We start from the raw sequence: 17,839 nt of genomic DNA, 5'->3' as shown, positions 1-17,839 counted from the left end.
CGTCCCGTTACCTCTCCGCAGGTACTACGCAGGGCGGCCGGTTCCGGTTCCCCGGCGGCGCGCCCCGGGACGGGTTCATACGGTGGGCACGATGTCCTGCTCGGCCCAGACGACCTTGCCGCCGGACGTGCGGCACGAACCCCAGCGCCGGCACATCATGTTGATCAGCTGCAGGCCCCGGCCGCCCTCGTCGTTGATCGTCGCGTGCTGGATGAGCGGCAGGTCGGGGCCCGTGTCGGAGACCTCCACGACGAGGCGCTCATGGCGCAGCAGCCGCAGTTGTCCGGGGCCGCCGCCGTAGCGCAGGGCATTGCCGACGAGTTCGCTGACGACGAGTTCGGTGGTGTCGGCCAGGCCCTCCAGGTCCCAGTCGGCCAGTTGCCGCACCACCAGCCTGCGGGCCGCGGAGGCGGCCGTGGCGTCGGCCGGCAGGGTCCAGACGGCCAGGTCCTCCCCCGGGCGGCGTGCGTACGCGGTGGCGACCAGCATGACGGCCTCGTCGAAGCGCGTGCCGGGGCCCCAGTCGCCGGCCAGCAGCTCGCACGACTCGAGCTCCGCGGCGCCGGCGGCGGCGACGGCCTTGCGCAGCCGCGCCAGCTGCACGTCGACGTCCTCGGTGCGGGTCTTGATCAGTCCGTCGGTGTAGAGCAGCAGCCGGCTTCCGGCGGGCACGGCCACCTTCGCCGGGTCGTACGGGATGACGCCGGCGCCCAGCGGCGCGCCCACCGGTACGTCGAGGTACTCGGCGTTGCCGGCGGCGTCCACCAGCAGCGGCGGCGCATGGCCGGCGGTGGCGAGGGTGCATTCGCCGGTGGCGGGGTCGTACACCGCGCACAGGCAGGTGGCGACCTGGTCGTCCTCCAGGTCGCGGGCGGCGAGGTCCAGTCTGGCGAGCACGCGCTCGGGCACGGTGTCGAGGGCGAGCAGGGTGCGGGCGATGGCGCGCAGCCGGCCCATGGTCGCCGCCGCGGCGAGGCCGTGGCCCATCACGTCGCCGACGACGAGGGCGGTCCGCCCGCCGGGCAGGGCCATCACGTCGTACCAGTCGCCGCCGACACCACTCGCGTCGGCGGTGGGGGCGTAGTCGGCGTGGACGTCGAGGCCGAGCGTCTGCGGGGTGGTCCGCGGCAGCAGGTTGCGCTGGAGGCTGACGACCTGCTCGCGCTCCCGTTTGTACAGCCGGGCGTTGTCGACGAACACGGCTGCCCGCGAGGCGAGTTGCTGGGCGAGCACGAGATCGGTGCGGGAGAACGGCGGTCTGCTGCCGGCCCGGACGAAGTCGGCGACGCCGAGCAGCACGCCCCGGGCGATCAGCGGCACCACCATGTAGCTGTGCACGCCGGCCGCGCGCATCTTCTCCGCGGCGCTGCGGGTGGGCGCCACCTGCGCGAAGTCCTCCCGGGAGAGCCGGCTCATCAGCACCGGCTGCCGGCGCATCAGGGCGCGGACCGCGATCGTGTCCTTGTTGACCGAGGCCAGTTCGCCCACCGGGTCGGGTTCGAGCTCCATGAGGCGCGGTACGGCGGAGACGGCCATGGCCCGCATCACGGGCCGCTCGCCGTCCCGGCCCGCCTCGACGTGCTCGCCCCGCAGCGCGGACTCCAGCAGGTCGATGGCCGCGCCGTCCGCGAGGCGGGGCACGACGAAGTCGGCCAGCTCCTGCGCCGTGCGTTCCAGGTCGAGCGTGGTGCCGATCTCGGTGCCGGCGAGGCTGAGCCACTCGAGACGGCTGCGGATCCTGAACCGCTCGGCCACGGCGGCCGCCCGGCGCACCGCCGGTCCCCCGGCCCGCCGCGTCCATCCCGGATGTCTCACCGCACCGCCTTTCCCTGCCGTCATTGGATCAAGTATGGGGCGCGGCGCCGCGCAGAGCACCCGGACTGCAGGACCTGATACGTATCCGCGGGCACTCCGGGGCCGGTGGCCGGCCGGCACGTCTCACCGCCGGCGTGCCGTGGAGCCGCGCAGCGCGGAGGGGCTGGCGCCGAACCAGCGGGTCACGGCGCGGCGCAGGGTGCGGGCGTCGCTGAAGCCGAGCAGTCCCGCGATCCGGTGCAGGGGCAGGTCGCTCGTCATGATCAGTTCCTCGGCCCGCACCAGCCGCACGGAGTCGACGAGCGCCTCGTAGCTGGTGCCGTGCTCGGCGAGCCGCCGGCGGAGCGTCCGCTCGCTCATGCCGCGCTCCAGCGCCTGCTGGGCGAGCGGCGGCACCCGGGGCAGCGCCCGGGCGAGCGACACCTCCAGCCCCTGCACCAGGTCCTGCCGGTCCCTGCCCTGCGCGCGGGCCGCGTCGAGGAGCGCGACGACCTGGGCGAGGGTGTAGGCGTCCGCGCCGGGCAGCGGGCCGGCCAGGGACTCTGCGGAGAAGACCAGCCGGTCGTCGGGGGCGCAGAAGGTGACGGGGCAGCGGAACCAGTGCTCGTACTCGTCCCCGTACGACGGGCGCGGATGCCGTACGGCGACGCGGTGCGGGGCGAACTCCTCGTGCCAGGCGTCCCGGATCAGGGCGACGATGCTGCCGAAGGCCTCTTCGAGCAGGAACGCCCGCAGTCCGGTGTCGGTGTACCGGGCGGTCGCCAGGATCGCGGCGCCGGCCGGTACGCGCTCGAAGCGGTAGTCGAGCATGGACCCGGTGACGCCGTGGTGGCGGACGCCGAGCAGCAGTGCGTCGTGGAGGGTGGGGCTGGCCTGGAGGGCGAGACCGACCAGGCCCCACGCGGTGACCCGCTGGCGGCGGCCCACCGCGAGGCCGAGCGCCGGATCGCCGAGGTCCCGTATCGCCTCCCTGATGACGGAGCTGCCCTGCCGGTAGGACACCCGCTGGCCGACCGCGCTGAGGGCGGCCTCGCTCAGCCCCGCGCGGCGCAGGGCGGGGCCCAGGTCGTGCCCGCGTTCGGCGGCCACCAGGGTGAGGTAGCGCAGCAGGTGGGGGGTGATGGTCGCGGACCCGTGCCGGGGGTCCGCGAGCCGCGGTGTCTGTGCGGTCCGGGCGGGTGCCGGGTCGTGCGCCGTCATCGCCTCACCTCCCGGGCGGTCACTGTAGGGACCGGGGCGGCGGGAGGACAGGGCCGGTGGCCGATGAAGTCCCGTTACTGGCCGGTCCGGTCCTCTCCAGCGGCCGCCCACCGCGGTTACCTTCGGCCACACCTGTCACGACCGGCTCCAGGCTCCAGTGGGCCAGGCCCGGTTTCGTTCCGGCACGAGGGCGTACGAGGGAGTAGGCATGCGGTTCCCCACGACCAGCTCCAAGGCGGCCTCCCTGCTGCTCGCGGGGGCGCTCGGCGCCCTGGCCCCGGCCGTCGTACCGGGAGCCGGCCCGACCGGCGCGGCGACCGCGCGGGCCGCGGAGTCCGGGCCGACGACGTATCTCGTCGGCCGGGGCATCTCCGACGTGACCGGGGAGGCCGCCGAGGTCGGCATGATGGGCTACTCGAGCTTCGGGCAGAAGGCGACCGGCATCCACCAGCGGCAGCGCTCACGGGCCTTCGTCGTGGCCGACCGGACCAGCGGCGAGCGGGTCGTGTACGTCAACGCCGATCTGGCGATGATCTTCCAGTCCGTGCGGCAGGGCGTCGTCGCGGAGCTCGGGCGGCGCTACGGCTCGCTCTACGGCGACCGCAACGTCCTGCTGTCCGCCACCCACACGCACGCCGGCACCGGCGGCCACTCCCACCACCTCGCCTACAACCTGGCGTCGCTGGGCTTCCAGAAGAACACCTACCGGGCGATCGTCGACGGCATCGTCGAATCCGTGGCCGAGGCGCACGAGGATCTGCGGCCGGGCACCGTCACCCTCGGCAGGGGCGAGCTGAAGAACGCGAGCGTCAACCGCTCACGGACCGCGTTCGAGGAGAACCCCGCCCGCGACAGGGCCGCCTTCCCCGACGCGATCGACCCGGCGATGACCGTGCTGCGCTTCCGGCAGGGCGCCACCGACATCGGCGCCATCAGCTGGTTCGCCACCCACAACACGTCGCTCACCAACAAGAACACGCTACTCAGCCCGGACAACAAGGGCTACGCGGCGTACGAGTGGGAGCACGACGCCAAGGGCGTGCGCTATCTCGAGGACCGCAATGGCTTCGTCGCCGCGTTCCCCAACACCAACGCCGGCGACATGTCCCCCAATCTGAATCTGCGGCCCGGTTCCGGTCCGACGGAGGACGAGTTCGAGAACACGCGGATCATCGGCGACCGGCAGTTCAGGGCGGCGCAGCGGATCCACGACGCGGCCGCCGTCCCGGTGCGCGGCAGCGTGGACTCCCGGCTGCGGTTCGTGGACATGGAGGACGTGACGGTCGACGGGAAGTACACCCCGGACGGCAGGGAGCACCGGACCTGCCCGGCCATGGTCGGCGCCTCGACGCTCGCCGGCAGCGTGGAGGACGGGCCCGCGATCCCCGGCTTCACCGAGGGCATGAACAGCCCGGTCGCGAAGCTGCTGGAACCGTTCGGCATCGACCCGCCCGAGTGGCTGGTGAGCTGCCAGTACCCGAAGGCGAATCTGGTGCCCACCGGGCTGGTCAACGCGGTGACGCCGACGACCCCGACCGTGCTGCCGCTGCAGATCGTCAAGATCGGCCAGTTCCATCTGGTGGCCGGACCGGCCGAGTACACGATCGTCTCGGGGCTGCGCATCCGCCGCACGGTCGCCGAAGAGCTGGGCGTATCGCTGGAGAACGTGCTGATGCAGGGGTACGCCAACGCGTACAGCCAGTACGTGACCACGCCGGAGGAGTACGACCTCCAGCAGTACGAGGGCGGTTCCACCCTCTACGGCAGGTACACGCTCCCCGCCCAGCAGCAGGAGTTCGCCGCGCTGGCGGCCTCGCTGCGGGACGGCACGCCGGCCGGCGGCGGGCCGACGCCGCCCGACCACTCGGACCGGCAGACGTCGCTGCAGACCGGTGTGGTGATGGACAACCCGCCGACGGGCCGGCGGTTCGGCGACCTGCTGGCGGAGCCGGCCGCCTCGTACGGGCCGGGAGCCACGGTCACGGCCGAGTTCGTGACCGGCCACCCGAAGAACGACCTGCACCGGAACGGGACCTTCCTCGAGGTTCAGCGGCAGGTGGACGGCGGCTGGGTCCGTCATCTCGACGACGGCGACTGGGACACGACGTACCGCTGGGTGCGGCTGAACGGCCTGACGGGCACGTCCAAGGCGGTCATCACCTGGAAGGTGGCCCCCGGCACGCCGGCCGGGACGTACCGGATCGCGCACTTCGGCGACGCCAGGAGCCTGCTCGGCCCGATCAGCGCCTTCAGCGGCGCCACCCGGGCCTTCCGGGTCGAATGACCCGGGGCGGTGCGCACCCGGCGCGGGTCGTGCCGGGTGCACGGCCTACGTGGCGCCGTATCCGGAATGTGATGCTCAAGTTCCGCTCAGATGTAATGACGCTCGCCCCTTCGACTCCTTACTCTCCTCGCAAAATCGAGTGAAGGATGTCGCACCATGAAGGCCTACCAGTCCGCCGCCACCGCGGCCGTCACCGTGTTCGCGGTAGCACTCACCGCTACGGGATGCGCCGGCGAATCCGAAGGCGCCGGCAGTGGGCCCTCCCGCACGGCGGACGCCAGGGACCTGCCGGAGCTGCCGACGTACAAGGTCGCCACGGACGTCGACCTCGACTCGCCGACGTGGAAGAAGGCGAAGAAGGCCGGGAAGCTCGTCATCGGCGCCAAGAACGACCAGCCGTTCCTCGGTTTCGAGAACGAGAACGGAGAGCGGTCCGGCTTCGACATCGAGATCGCCAGGATGATCGCCGCCGACCTCGGCTTCTCCGCCCGGCAGATCGAGTTCAAGACCGTGGACACGGGCGTCCGCGAGGCGGCGATCTCCAGTGGCCAGGTCGATCTGTACGTCGGGACGTACACGATCAACGAGGAGCGCAAGAAGAAGGTCTCGTTCGCGGGCCCCTACTATCTGGCCGGCGCCGACCTGCTGGTCCGCAAGGACGACAGGACGATCGCCGGTCCGTTCTCGCTGGAGGGCAAGACGGTCTGCTCTGCCAAGGGCTCCACGGCGCTCGGGGAGATCAAGAAGCCGGAGTACAACACGCAGACGGTCGAGACGACCAAGTACACCGAGTGCGTCCAGCGGCTGCTGGCCGGCGAGGTCGACGCGGTCACCACGGACGACGCGATCCTCAAGGGCTACGCCGCCCAGCACCCGGACAAGCTGAAGGTCGTCGGCCAGCCGTTCACCGAGGAGCCGTACGGGATCGGGATGCGGAAGGGCGACACGGTGCTGAAGGAAGCCGTCAACGACGCCCTCCAGGCGCACGACGAGAACGGCGACTACAAGCTGGCGTACGACGCGACGCTCGGCCTTTCCGGCTCGCGCTACGTCGGGCCGCCGATGGTCCGCCGCGACTGACAGCGAGCTCTCAGGGCCGCCGGCGGGCGGTGCGGTCCGCCGGAGGAATTCCCGTGGTCACACGTCGCCGAGGTCCGCGCTGATCCAGCGCTGCGGCCGCATCCGGACGACCACCATGTCGCCGTGGTTCTTCCAGGCGAAGTCGACGTACGCCTCGACCTTGGCGGGGTCGAGGTAGCGCGCGGAGATCTCCACCAGCTGCTCGCGGGTGGCCGGGGCCGTGTCGACGACCGGGCCCTCGACCGAGACGTAGCGCACCGTCGGTTCGAGCCGGTCGACCATGAGCGTGAACCGCCCGGCGGCCCTGATCGCCGCCGCCTTGCGCGAATCCCGTTCCGTCATGATCCAGATGTCGCCGCCGGGCTCGTACTGGTACCAGATCGGCACCGTGAGCGGTGCCCGGCCGTCCTCGACCGCGTCGACCGCGAGCGCGGCGACGAACGGCTCTGCCAGGAACTTCTCGCGGTCTTCACGGGTGAGCGCCACGGGTGACTCCTTCGTACGCGGGCGTCCGCCGGGACCGGCGACCGCCCGGCCCGGCTCGTGTCCCGTAACAACCCCCGCGGCACGCCGAGTTGTTCCCGGCGGGCACGCGGAACGCCCCGGCCGGGCACGAGGGCCGGCCGGGGCGGACGCGGATGCGGGACGGGCGGGCGACTGCCCGCCGTCGCGCGTCAGGCCAGGGTCGAGAGAGCCTGGTTGAGGGTCTTCGACGGGCGCATCACGGCCTCCGCCTTGGCGGGGTCGGGACGGTAGTAGCCGCCGATGTCGGCCGGCGAGCCCTGCACGGCGATCAGCTCGTCGACGATGGTCCGCTCCTGCTCGCCGAGCGTCTTGGCGAGTGCCGCGAACGCCTCCGCGAGCTGCGTGTCGTCGGTCTGCTTCGCCAGCTCCTGGGCCCAGTACAGGGCCAGGTAGAAGTGGCTGCCGCGGTTGTCGATGCCGCCCAGCTTGCGGCTCGGCGACTTGTCCTCGCCCAGGAAGGTGCCGGTGGCGCGGTCGAGCGTGTCGGCGAGGACCTTGGCGCGGGCGTTGCCCGTGGACGTCGCGAGGTGCTCGAAGCTGACGGCCAGGGCGAGGAACTCGCCGAGGCTGTCCCAGCGGAGGTAGTTCTCCTTGACGAGCTGCTGGACGTGCTTCGGGGCGGAGCCGCCGGCACCCGTCTCGAACAGGCCGCCGCCGTTCATCAGCGGGACGACGGAGAGCATCTTGGCGCTGGTACCGAGCTCGAGGATCGGGAACAGGTCCGTCAGGTAGTCGCGCAGCACGTTGCCGGTGACGGAGATGGTGTCCTCGCCGCGGCGGATGCGCTCCAGGGAGAAGGCGGTGGCCTCCACCGGGGACATGATCTCGATCTGCAGGCCCTCGGTGTCGTGCTCGGCCAGGTAGGTCCTGACCTTCTCGATCAGCCGGGCGTCGTGCGCGCGGGTCTCGTCGAGCCAGAACACGGCGGGGACGCCGGCCGCGCGGGCGCGGGTGACGGCGAGCTTCACCCAGTCCTTGATCGGCGCGTCCTTGGTCTGGCACATGCGGAAGATGTCGCCGGCGCTGACGGCCTGCTCCAGCACGGCGTTGCCCGCAGCGTCGACGACCCGCACGGTGCCGGTGACCGGGACCTCGAAGGTCTTGTCGTGGCTGCCGTACTCCTCGGCCTTCTGCGCCATCAGACCGACGTTCGGCACCGAGCCCATGGTGGACGGGTCGAAGGCGCCGTGGGCGCGGCAGTCGTCGATGACGACCTGGTACACACCCGCGTAGCTGCTGTCCGGGAGGACGGCGACGGTGTCGGCCTCCTCGCCGTCCGGGCCCCACATGTGGCCGGAGGTGCGGATCATCGCCGGCATGGAGGCGTCGACGATGACGTCGCTCGGCACGTGCAGGTTGGTGATGCCGCGGTCGGAGTCGACCATCGCGAGGTCCGGGCCCTCGGCCAGCTCGGCGTCGAAGGACGCCTTGATCTCGGCGCCCTCGGGAAGCGCCTCGAGGCCCTTGTAGATGCCGCCGAGGCCGTCGTTCGGGGAGAGGCCGGCCTTGGCGAGCGCCTCGCCGTGCGCGGCGAACGTCTTCGGGAAGAAGGCGCGCAGCACGTGACCGAAGATGATCGGGTCGGAGACCTTCATCATGGTGGCCTTCAGGTGCACGGAGAACAGCACACCCTCGGCCTTGGCGCGGGCGACCTGCTCCGTCAGGAACTCGCGCAGGGCGGCCACGCGCATCACGGACGCGTCGACGACCTCGCCGGCGAGCACCGGGACCGACTCGCGCAGCACGGTGGTGGAGCCGTCGTCGCCCTTGAGCTCGATGCGCAGCGAACCGGCCTCGCCGAGCACCGCGGACTTCTCGGTGGAGCGGAAGTCGTCGGCGCCCATGGTGGCGACGTTCGTCTTCGAGTCGCCGCTCCAGGCGCCCATGCGGTGCGGGTGCGCCTTGGCGTAGTTCTTGACCGAGGCGGGGGCGCGCCGGTCGGAGTTGCCCTCGCGCAGGACCGGGTTGACGGCGCTGCCCTTGACCTTGTCGTAACGGGCGCGGATGTCGCGCTCCTCGTCCGTCTTCGGGTCGTCCGGGTAGGCCGGCAGCGCGTAGCCCTGCTCCTGCAGCTCGGCGACGGCCGCCTTCAGCTGCGGGATCGAGGCCGAGATGTTGGGCAGCTTGATGATGTTGGCCTCCGGCGTCTTCGCCAGGGCGCCGAGCTCGGCGAGGGCGTCGTCGACGCGCTGCCCCTCCTCGAGGTACTCGGGGAACTGCGAGATGATCCGCCCCGCGAGCGAGATGTCACGGGTCTCCACGGTGACACCGGCCGTCGAGGCGTACGCCTGGATCACAGGCAGGAACGAGTACGTCGCCAGGGCGGGCGCCTCGTCAGTGTGCGTGTAAATGATGGTCGAGTCAGTCACCCGGTGCTCCGCTCTCCACGTCTGCAACATTGCTCGACATCAAGATATCCCGTGATCGCTTCCCTCTCGACAGGGCCCTGCCCGCCGCCGTCGCGGCGGGCGGCAAACCTGTGGGCGAGTGCCGCCGTCTCGCGTACGCTCCGGCGCGATGGAGGGGTCATGAACATGGAACTGTTCCGCTCGGCGTTCGTCGCCTGGGCGGCGAACGGCCGTGAGGCCGCGGCGGCGGGCACCGCCGCGCGCGAGCTGGCGAAGGCGGCCCGGCTGCGTGAGGTCGTGCTCGTCGAGGGCCACAGCGACCGGGCCGCGGTGGAGGCGCTGGCACCGCGGCTCGGCCGGGATCTCGGCGCGGAGGGCGTGTGCGTCGTCGCGATGGGCGGCGCGACCAGCATCGGCCGTTTCCTGGACCTGCTCGGCCCGCAGGGGATCGACGCGGAGCCGGCGGGTCTGTGCGACGCGGCGGAGGAGGCGTTCTTCCGGCGTGCCCTGGAGCGGGCCGGACGGGGACCGCACCCGGACCGCGCGGCGCTGGAGCGCCGTGGTTTCCAGGTGTGCGTCGCGGACCTGGAGGACGAGCTGATCCGGGCGCTGGGCGCCGGGGCCGTCGAGGAGGTGTTCGCCGCGCAGGGCGATCTGCGGTCCTTCCGCACGTTCCAGAAGCAGCCCGCGCAGCGGGAGCGGGAGGTGGAGCGGCAGATCCGGCGCTTTCTGGGCACCATCCGGGGCCGCAAGATCCACTACGGGCGGGCCCTGGTCGAGGCGCTCGACCCCGGCGCGGCGCCGCGGCCGCTGCTGCGGCTGCTGGCGGGCGTCGGACCGGCGGCCCGACCGGCCTGATCAGCCCGACCACCGGCGGGGTGCCGGCCCGGCGTGGCGGCGCACGGGTCCGGCGTGGTGCGCCGGAGGCATGGGTCTGGCGTGGTGCGCCGGCCGTCGCGCGGGAGGTGCGGCGTGGCGGCCGTCGCCGGGAGGTGCGGCCGGGCCTGCGGGGTCAGCGGCCGGCGAGGACGTCGCTGAAGTCCATGACGCGCCCCATCTCCCGCAGCGTCTCCTCTGCGGTCCGCCGGACATCCGCGGGCACGTCGCCGCGCTCCTCCACCAGGTCCGCGTAGATCGGTGCGTCGGTACGGTCTGCGGCACTCATCTGGAACAGGGTCCTTTCACGGGGTCGTCTCGTCACCGCGCCCGACCGCGGCCGAGAGCAGGCACCGAGTGTAGGAGGTGCCCCGGCGGCGTCCGTCGGCGACCCTGGGTCACGCGCACCGGCCCCGTACGCTCAGGGCTCGATCAGACCGGCCCTGATCGCGTAACGGGTCAGCTCCAGACGGTCACGCAGGCCGAGTTTGCGCAGCAGGTTCGCCCGGTGCCGCTGGACCGTCTTCACACTGATGACGAGCGTCTCCGCGATGTCCTTGGACGACTGACCCTCGGCGACGAGCTTGAGCACCTCCTCCTCGCGCACCGTGAGGATCTGGTCGGGGGCCTCGTGGCCGCGCCGGACCCGGTCCAGGTAGTTGCGGATGAGCGCGGTGACCGCACCGGGGTGGAGGAACGGCTCGCCCCTCATCGCCGCGCGGCACGCCGCCACCAGATCGCGGTCCGCGACGGACTTCAGGACGTATCCGCAGGCCCCCGCCTTGAGCGCCTGGAAGAAGTACTGCTCGTTGTCGTACATCGTCAGCATGAGGATGCGCAGGCCGGGCTGGAGCGCGGCGAGTTCGCGGGCCGCCTGCAGACCGGTCATACGGGGCATGGCGATGTCGAGGACGGCCAGGTCGACGGCGTGGGCGCGGGCCATGGCGATGGCTTCGGCGCCGTCACCGGCCTCCGCGACGACGCGCAGGTCCGGCTCCCCGTCGAGGATCAGCCGGACACCGCGCCGGACCAGAGCGTGGTCGTCGGCGAGCAGGATGCGGATCTCATCGGTCTCCGGCACGGCTACGGCGCTCCATTTCCGGCACGGGTTCCGTCCTGTGACGGTTCGTCGGGAGCCGGCGCGGCGGGGACCGGCACGGCCGGTACCCGTTCGACCGGGACCGACAGCGACACCCGCGTGCCGATCCGGTTACCGGGGCCTTCGGGGCCGCCGGAGTCTCCCGGTCCGCCGGGGCCGATGTCGAGCGCGGCGCCGATCAGCAGGGCCCGCTCCCGCATGCCGCGGATACCCGCGCCCTCGTAGGCCGACCCGATGCCGCGGCCGTCGTCCACGATGCTCAGAACCACGGCGCCGGGCTCGTGGCGCAGGATCAGTTCGGTGTTCTGTGCCTCCGCGTGGCGCGCGATGTTGGTGAGCCCCTCCTGGGCGACCCGGTAGAGCACCAGCTCCGTCTCCCGGCCGAGTTCCGGCAGGCCGGAGCCGAAGCGGCGCTCGATCCGCAGACCCGTGTGCGCGGCGAAGTCGGCCGTCAGCGACGTGAGCGCGCTGATCAGACCCAGGTCCTCCAGCACACCGGGCCGCAGCCGGCGGGCCAGCCGGCGCACCTCGTCGAGACTGTCCCGCGTGGTTTCCTGCGCCTGCCGCAGCTCGGCCCGCAGCGGCTCGGGCGACCGGTCGGCCGCGCGCTTGAGTGCCAGCAGGACGGCGGTCATGCTCTGGCCGACCTCGTCGTGGAGCTCCTGCGCGATACGCCGGCGTTCGGCCTCCTGCGCGTTGAGCGCCCGCGCGCTGCTCGTGGCGCGCTCCGACTCCAGCCGTTCGAGCATGTCGTTGAAGGAGCTGATCAGTTCGGCGACCCCGCCGCGGCCGGGCGGGCCCGGAAGCCGCTGCCCGGGCCGGAGCAGGTCGACCGTGGCCATGAGCCGGGTGAGCCTGTCCAGCGGCGCGAGGCCGATACGGAGCAGGGCGGCGTTCGCGACCAGCATGACGGCGAGACCGCCCACCAGGATGACGGCCTCGGTGAGCAGCACCGGCACCGAGACGGTCACCGGCGCCCACAGGAGCAGCGCCGTGGCCAGGCCGAGGACCACGGCGTTCAACGCGAAGATCCGCCAGAACAGGGACACGTAGGACCAGACCTCCACAGACTCCGCAGGAGCTACCACTATCGTCCACCGCCGGACCGGGCCGGCACCGGGGGCCGGTGACCGTGGACGGCGGGCCGGGGTCGCGTACAACGCCCCCGAGCCTGCCGTGCGCCGAGGCGCCCGTCGATCGGCCGTGACAGCCATCCGTACGCGCGGCGGTGCGCACCGTCCCCGTCCCTCTGCACCATGCGGCCCCCGGGAAATGGGTGCTGGGCCCGATGGTCCCGGCTCCGGCGGACGGTCATGGTTGCGCTGATGAACCCTTCGCCCTCCCGCCGCACCGGCGGGAGCAGGGGGCGTCCTCGCCCCTCGCGGCGGAGCACCCCGGCGTTCGCCTCCCGTGGAAGGACCCTTCAATGTCGCTCGACGCGGCCCGCTCCGACTCCCGTCCCGAGCGCCTGACCGCTCACGAGGTCCGTCAGCGTCTTCAGCACGAGCGGAACTCCCGGCTCACGCAGCTGGAGGCGATGGAGAACGAGGGCAACGACGCCCCCCAGGAGCTGATGCTCGCTCAGAAGGCGTCCATCAGCCGTGTGCTGGCGGAGATCGACGCGGCCTTCGAGCGGCTGGAAGCGGGCGCGTACGGACGCTGCCAGGAGTGCGCGTGTGCCGTCCCCGTCGAGCGCCTGGAGATCCTCCCCTACGCGCGCTGCTGCGTCGGCTGCCAGCGCCGGACCGCATGACTGCCGGGGGCCGCCCCACCGCCGCGCCCCGGGCGCGCCGCCGCGGGCACCGCCGGCCGGGGAGCGGGGCGGGGCGGTGACCGGTCTCCGCGCCTGGACGGGGGCCGGGCGACGGCAGTCCTGGCCGGCCGGCCGGAGCTGTCCGCGCTTCGCCATCGATCTGGGCAGCTCCCGGACCCGGGCGTGGTCCCCCGGCCGTGGTGTCGTCCTCGACGTCCCGACGGTGACCTTCCCGGGCGGCAGCCACCCCGTCCGGCGCGGCGCCGTCGTCGACCCGGAGGGGGCGGCCCGGATGCTCGAGCGGCTGTTCCGCCGCCGTGTCCCCGCCTTCTGCCGGCCGCTGATCGTCGTCACCACCCCGGTGCTGGGCGGCCCCGCCTTCCGCGGCGCCGCCGTCACGGCCCTCGCCGTGCTGCACCCGCGGACGGTGCTGACCGTCCCGGCCGCGAAGGCGATCGCCCTGGGCGCGGGAGCGGACCTGACCCGGCCGCTGCTCGTCGCGGACATCGGCGCGCACGTCACGGAGCTCACGCTGCTGTGCGCCGGCGAGGTGACCGACGCGTACCGCACGGAGTTGGGCACCGCGGACCTCGACGACGGCACGAGCTGTCGCGTGCTCACCCGGGCGGTCGTCGCCATGGTCACCGACATGCTGCGTCTCGACGAGACCCAGCAGACCCTGGACGCGCTGCAACGGGGTGTGGTCCTGGCGGGCGGCGGTGCCCTGCGGGCGGAGGTCGTCTACGACCTGACGGGGCAGCTGCGGTCCCCCGTCCAGCCGGTGCCCGCCCCGCACACGGCAGCGTTGCGGGGTGCGTCGCACGTCCTGGAGTCGGCCCACCGCCACCCCGCGACCAGCGCCCCGCGCCAACCGCCGGACCGGGACCGGATTTAGGGTCTTTCGTTCCCGGGACAGGGGGTCAGGTCGTACGAGCAGAAGGAGAGGCGACATGTTCGATCCCGAGCCGCGGGCGCAGCCGCCGCCCGCACCGGCCCGCGCCGGGCTGTGGCGATGGCGGCGCAGTCCGCTGCGACGCCGGTGCGATCTGGTGCAGGCGTGGGCCGGTCTGCTGCTGGCCGTGGTCGTGACGGCGGGCGCGCCGACGGCGGCGGTCTTCGTGGGCAGCGCCGTGCACAGCGCGCTGTGGGAGGACGCCGCCGCCGACGCCCGCACGCGGGAGCGCGTCACGGCCGTGCTGGTGCACGACACTCCCCGCCATCCGGAACCGGGGTCGGAGGAGGCCCGCCTCACGCGGTACCCGGCCGAGGTGCGCTTCCCCGGCCCGGACGGGAGGCCGCACACCGGCAGGACGGACGTGTCCCCCGGCCTCCCCGCCGGATCCACCGTGCGCGTCTGGCGCGACGCCGAGGGTCGTCTGACGGACGCTCCGACGGCGGAGGACGAGATCCGCAGCCGTGCCTACGGCTGGGCCGCCACGGCGGGCGCGGCGGTCGTCCTGACCGGGCTGGCCGCCTACGCGGTCGTCGCCCGGTTCCTGGACGGACGGCGTGACTCGGCGTGGGAAGGGGCCTGGGCCGACACCTCGCCCCGCTGGACGGCGTCGGCATGAGGGCCCCGACCGGACGGACGCGATCGGGTGATCTTCCCGGCAGCCCGTGTCCGCGACGGGGCAAGGGGTTACGCGTGGCGACATGAACGTATCGACTCATGCTCTTCGTCTGCGTGCCGCGATCCCCGGATGCCTCATCGCCTGTTCCGCCCTTCTGCTCACCGCCTGTGGCAGCGACAAGGGGACCGACGTGAGTGCGGCCGCCGCACAGCCGACGGACAGTCCGACCGGCACCGCGAGCCCCACCGGCAGCCCCACCGGTTCGCCGAGTCCGACGGGCAGCCGACCCGTCTCACGGACGACCAGGCCGAGCGCAGGGCGCTGGTCCCGGCCGCCACGGTCACCTGGGACAAGGCTGCCGACACCGCCGTCGGCGAGGTCGCCGGCAGCAAGCTGGTCGAGATCGAACTGACGCGCTACCAGAGCGGCGGCCCCGCCAGCCCGTCCCCCAGCCCGGCCAGCCCCTCGCCCAGCCCCTCCCCGAGCCCCGGCGCCCCCGCGTGGGCCGTCGACGTCGCCACCGAGGACGGCACCGTCCACACCGTCCATGTGGACGCGGCCTCCGGCCAGGTACTCGGGTCCCGGCAGGAGTCCGACCAGAGCGCCGACGAGAAGCGCCGGATCACCGACCGCCTGGCCCAGGCCAAGACCACGCCCGAGCAGGCCGTGCAGACGGCGACCGGCAGGACGGACGGGACCGTCACCGCCGTCGAACTCGACAACGACGACGCCGACAAGCTGATCTGGTCGGTCGATGTCGTCACCCAGGCCGACTGGAACAAGACGACCTTCGACATCGACGCGACGAACGGCAAGATCCTGCGCGAGCAGGTCGACCGCGACTGACGCGTACGCCGGCACCTACGGACGCACGCCGCCAACGCCCCTGCCCCCGGCCACAAGCCGGGGGCAGGGGCGTACGCGTACCCGGACGGCGCGGGTGCCCGCGCCACGAGGCCGGGGCACCCGGCGCCAGCAACGCCGGCGCGGCACCGCGCCGGCGGACGGCGCGGGCTCGGGCGCCGGGGCCGTCGCGGCCGGTGACGTGCGCGACGGCGGACGCCCCGACCGCTGCAAGGCGCCACCCCCCGGAGGGTCGGCTTCCGCCGGTCGGCTCAGCGGAACTGCGCGTCCCCGTACCCGTTCCTACGCTGGCCGAATGATCATCAGATTTACTGCACGGCTGGTCTGTTGCTGCCTGGCCGCCGTCGCCGCAGGCACCGTCGGTCTCCTCCCCGCCTCCGCCGCCGCGCGCACCGACCCCACGCCCCGGCCCGCCGCCGGCGCGTCGCCGCTGCAGGGCCCGGGAACGCACGTCGGAGAGCTGGGCGGCGCCCCCGGACTCCCGGACGTCTCCGCGCTGTCGTGGCTGGTCGCCGACGCCGGCACCGGGGACGTGCTCGCCGCCCACGACGCCCACCGCCCGCTGCCGCCCGCCAGCACCATCAAGGCGCTCTTCGCCGTCACCGCGCTGCCGCGCCTCGCCGACGCCGCGCCGCACACGGTCACCGAGGACGACCTCGCGGACGTGGGCGAGGGGAGCAGCCGGGTCGGCATCGCCGCCGGCCGTACGTACACGGTCGACGACCTGTGGCGGGGTGTGTTCCTCAGCTCCGGCAACGACGCCGTGCACGTACTGGCCCGGATGAACGGCGGCTGGACCGCCACGGCCGAGCAGATGCAGGCCAAGGCCCGCGAACTGGGCGCCTTCGACACCGAGGTGGTCTCCCCGGACGGCTACGACGCGCCGGGCCAGGTCTCCTCCGCGTACGACCTGGCGGTGTTCGGGCGGGTGGGGCTGGCGGACCCTCGGTTCGCCGAGTACGCGGCGACGGTCGACGCGCAGTTCCCCGGCGGCACCGCGGACGACGGAAGCCCCACCTGGACCTACGGCATCCAGAACACCAACCGGCTGCTGACGGGCGCGAAGGGGGTGGAGAAGTACCCGGGGATCATCGGCGTCAAGAACGGCTACACCTCGCACGCCGGCAACACGCTGATCGCCGCCGCGCGCCGGGACGGCCGGACCCTGCTGGTGACGGTGATGAACCCTCAGCAGGGCGGCGGACGCTCGGTGTACGAGGAGGCGCGGTCGCTGCTGGACTGGGGGTTCGCCGCGGCGGGACGGGCCGAGCCCGTCGGGTCGCTGGAACCGCCCGTGGCGCAGCAGGCCCCGCCGGCCGGACCCGGCCCCGTCACCCCGACCGCCACACCGCCCGCGCACGCCGGCGCCGTGTCCGGGGAGACCGGGTCGGGGATCGCGTACGCCTGGACGGGAGCGTTCGTCGGCACGGCCGGCCTGGCCGCGGTCCTCGTGCTGCGGCAGCGCCGCAGGCCCGGCAGGCTCACGTGAGAACAGCGGCTGGAGGATGTCGTGCCCGAACTGCCCGATGTGGAAGGCTTCCGGGAGGTCCTGGCCGCCTGCGCGGGGGGCAGGCGGATCGAGCGGGTCGAGGTCGGCGACACGGGCGTGCTGCACGGGGTGAGTGCGCCGCGGCTGCGCCGCGCGCTGGAGGGGCGCCGGTTCGCGGAGCCGGAGCGGCACGGGAAGTGGCTGCTCGCCTGTACGGACGGGCCGACCGTACTGCTGCACTTCGGCATGACCGGCGAACTGGTCTGCTGCCCGGCGACGGACCCGCCGCATCCGCACGACCGTGTCGTGTTCACCGTCGGCCGTGACCAGCTCCGCTACCGCGACCAGCGCAAGCTGCGGGGGCTGTGGCTCGCCGACGACGCCGACCGGGACGTCGCGCGGATCCTCCACGACCAGGGGCCGGACGCGCTGTCGGTGGACCGGGAGGAGTTCGACAGGCTGCTCTCCCGTCGGCGCGGCCGGGTCAAGCCGGCCCTCACCGACCAGTCCGTCCTCGCCGGGCTGGGCAATCTGCTCGCCGACGAGATCCTGTGGCGCGCCGGTGTGCATCCGACGCGCCGGGCCGACCGGTTGGACGACGACGAGCGCCGCCGGCTGCACACCGAGATGCGCCGAACTCTGCGCTCGTCGGTGCGCGCCGGGCGGGTTCCGCCGCGGCGGAGCTGGCTCACCGGCCGCCGCGACGACGCGGCCCCGCTGTGCCCGCGCTGCGACGGGCCGCTGCACAAGGAGCGGGTCGGCGGGCGCGGCACGGTGTTCTGCCCCCGGTGCCAGCCCGAGGGCGGGTGACGGCCGCTCGTCGTCACGTCCTCCGGGGTCGTCAGTGTTGCAGTTGGCCGTTGACGCGGCGGGGAAGTGCGTGCGGGTTGTCGTCGTGGAGCTCCGGGGGGAGCAGTGGTTGGGGGGTGTTCTGG

At 73.2% G+C, this 17,839-nt stretch carries 16 protein-coding genes; 9 read left to right on the top strand and 7 right to left on the bottom strand.

The features are described from left to right. Positions 1-75 precede the first annotated feature (75 nt). Together ACWD01_RS24535 and ACWD01_RS24530 are read right to left on the bottom strand one after the other, a co-directional pair. Positions 76-1,839: a SpoIIE family protein phosphatase gene (locus ACWD01_RS24535; protein WP_451164942.1), complete on the bottom strand. Its 1,764-nt coding sequence runs from the start codon at positions 1,837-1,839 to the stop codon at positions 76-78. A gap of 99 nt (positions 1,840-1,938) precedes the next feature. Next, the gene (locus ACWD01_RS24530) at positions 1,939-3,015 is read right to left on the bottom strand and encodes an AraC family transcriptional regulator (RefSeq protein ID WP_451164941.1); all 1,077 of its coding nucleotides are present in this window, start codon (positions 3,013-3,015) and stop codon (positions 1,939-1,941) included. A 208-nt stretch (positions 3,016-3,223) separates the two neighbouring features. Between ACWD01_RS24530 and ACWD01_RS24525 the strand changes: the two genes are divergently transcribed. Further along, a complete protein-coding gene (locus ACWD01_RS24525) occupies positions 3,224-5,299 on the top strand; it encodes a neutral/alkaline ceramidase (protein ID WP_451164940.1) in 2,076 nt (691 codons plus the stop codon). 156 nt (positions 5,300-5,455) lie between these two features. Then, positions 5,456-6,379 carry a glutamate ABC transporter substrate-binding protein gene (locus ACWD01_RS24520; protein ID WP_451164939.1) on the top strand — a complete coding sequence of 308 codons (924 nt, stop codon included), beginning with the start codon at positions 5,456-5,458 and terminating at the stop codon, positions 6,377-6,379. A gap of 57 nt (positions 6,380-6,436) precedes the next feature. On the opposite strand, the gene ACWD01_RS24515 is transcribed toward ACWD01_RS24520, so the two are convergent. Further along, positions 6,437-6,865 carry a pyridoxamine 5'-phosphate oxidase family protein gene (locus ACWD01_RS24515; protein ID WP_451164938.1) on the bottom strand — a complete coding sequence of 143 codons (429 nt, stop codon included), beginning with the start codon at positions 6,863-6,865 and terminating at the stop codon, positions 6,437-6,439. Positions 6,866-7,053: 188 nt separating this feature from the next. Beyond that, positions 7,054-9,273: an NADP-dependent isocitrate dehydrogenase gene (locus ACWD01_RS24510; protein WP_451164937.1), complete on the bottom strand. Its 2,220-nt coding sequence runs from the start codon at positions 9,271-9,273 to the stop codon at positions 7,054-7,056. Positions 9,274-9,432: 159 nt separating this feature from the next. Here ACWD01_RS24510 and ACWD01_RS24505 point away from each other — a divergent pair, with 159 nt between their 5' ends. Then, positions 9,433-10,110, top strand: a complete 678-nt coding sequence (locus ACWD01_RS24505) for a TOPRIM nucleotidyl transferase/hydrolase domain-containing protein (RefSeq protein ID WP_451164936.1) — start codon at positions 9,433-9,435, stop codon at positions 10,108-10,110. 154 nt (positions 10,111-10,264) lie between these two features. Here ACWD01_RS24505 and ACWD01_RS24500 read toward each other — a convergent pair whose 3' ends face one another. The 3 genes from ACWD01_RS24500 to ACWD01_RS24490 form a co-directional block, all read right to left on the bottom strand. After that, positions 10,265-10,417 (bottom strand): hypothetical protein, encoded by a 153-nt coding sequence (locus tag ACWD01_RS24500; RefSeq protein WP_356897325.1) that lies wholly within the window; start codon positions 10,415-10,417, stop codon positions 10,265-10,267. 132 nt (positions 10,418-10,549) lie between these two features. Then, positions 10,550-11,209: a response regulator gene (locus ACWD01_RS24495; RefSeq protein ID WP_451164935.1), complete on the bottom strand. Its 660-nt coding sequence runs from the start codon at positions 11,207-11,209 to the stop codon at positions 10,550-10,552. A gap of 2 nt (positions 11,210-11,211) precedes the next feature. Further along, positions 11,212-12,276 carry a HAMP domain-containing sensor histidine kinase gene (locus ACWD01_RS24490; protein ID WP_451165018.1) on the bottom strand — a complete coding sequence of 355 codons (1,065 nt, stop codon included), beginning with the start codon at positions 12,274-12,276 and terminating at the stop codon, positions 11,212-11,214. A 377-nt stretch (positions 12,277-12,653) separates the two neighbouring features. On the opposite strand from ACWD01_RS24490, the gene ACWD01_RS24485 reads away from it, so the two are divergent. The 6 genes from ACWD01_RS24485 to ACWD01_RS24460 all read left to right on the top strand — a co-directional run bounded on the left by ACWD01_RS24485 (position 12,654) and on the right by ACWD01_RS24460 (position 17,714). Further along, on the top strand, positions 12,654-12,980 hold the full coding sequence (locus ACWD01_RS24485) for a TraR/DksA family transcriptional regulator (protein WP_451164934.1): 327 nt from the start codon (positions 12,654-12,656) through the stop codon (positions 12,978-12,980). Between the two features lie 76 nt (positions 12,981-13,056). Further along, positions 13,057-13,875 carry a rod shape-determining protein gene (locus ACWD01_RS24480; RefSeq protein ID WP_451164933.1) on the top strand — a complete coding sequence of 273 codons (819 nt, stop codon included), beginning with the start codon at positions 13,057-13,059 and terminating at the stop codon, positions 13,873-13,875. 55 nt (positions 13,876-13,930) lie between these two features. Then, on the top strand, positions 13,931-14,551 hold the full coding sequence (locus ACWD01_RS24475) for an Rv1733c family protein (RefSeq protein WP_451164932.1): 621 nt from the start codon (positions 13,931-13,933) through the stop codon (positions 14,549-14,551). 129 nt (positions 14,552-14,680) lie between these two features. Continuing rightward, positions 14,681-15,397, top strand: a complete 717-nt coding sequence (locus ACWD01_RS24470) for a PepSY domain-containing protein (protein WP_451164931.1) — start codon at positions 14,681-14,683, stop codon at positions 15,395-15,397. A gap of 313 nt (positions 15,398-15,710) precedes the next feature. Next, positions 15,711-16,904 carry a D-alanyl-D-alanine carboxypeptidase family protein gene (locus ACWD01_RS24465; RefSeq protein WP_451164930.1) on the top strand — a complete coding sequence of 398 codons (1,194 nt, stop codon included), beginning with the start codon at positions 15,711-15,713 and terminating at the stop codon, positions 16,902-16,904. 21 nt (positions 16,905-16,925) lie between these two features. Then, on the top strand, positions 16,926-17,714 hold the full coding sequence (locus ACWD01_RS24460) for an Fpg/Nei family DNA glycosylase (protein ID WP_451164929.1): 789 nt from the start codon (positions 16,926-16,928) through the stop codon (positions 17,712-17,714). Positions 17,715-17,839: the final 125 nt, after the last annotated feature.

The sequence above is a fragment of the Streptomyces sp. NPDC002835 genome, from assembly GCF_053591995.1.
The sequence above is the reverse complement of the archived record's forward strand: the minus strand, read 5'-3'. Positions and strand labels throughout refer to the sequence as shown.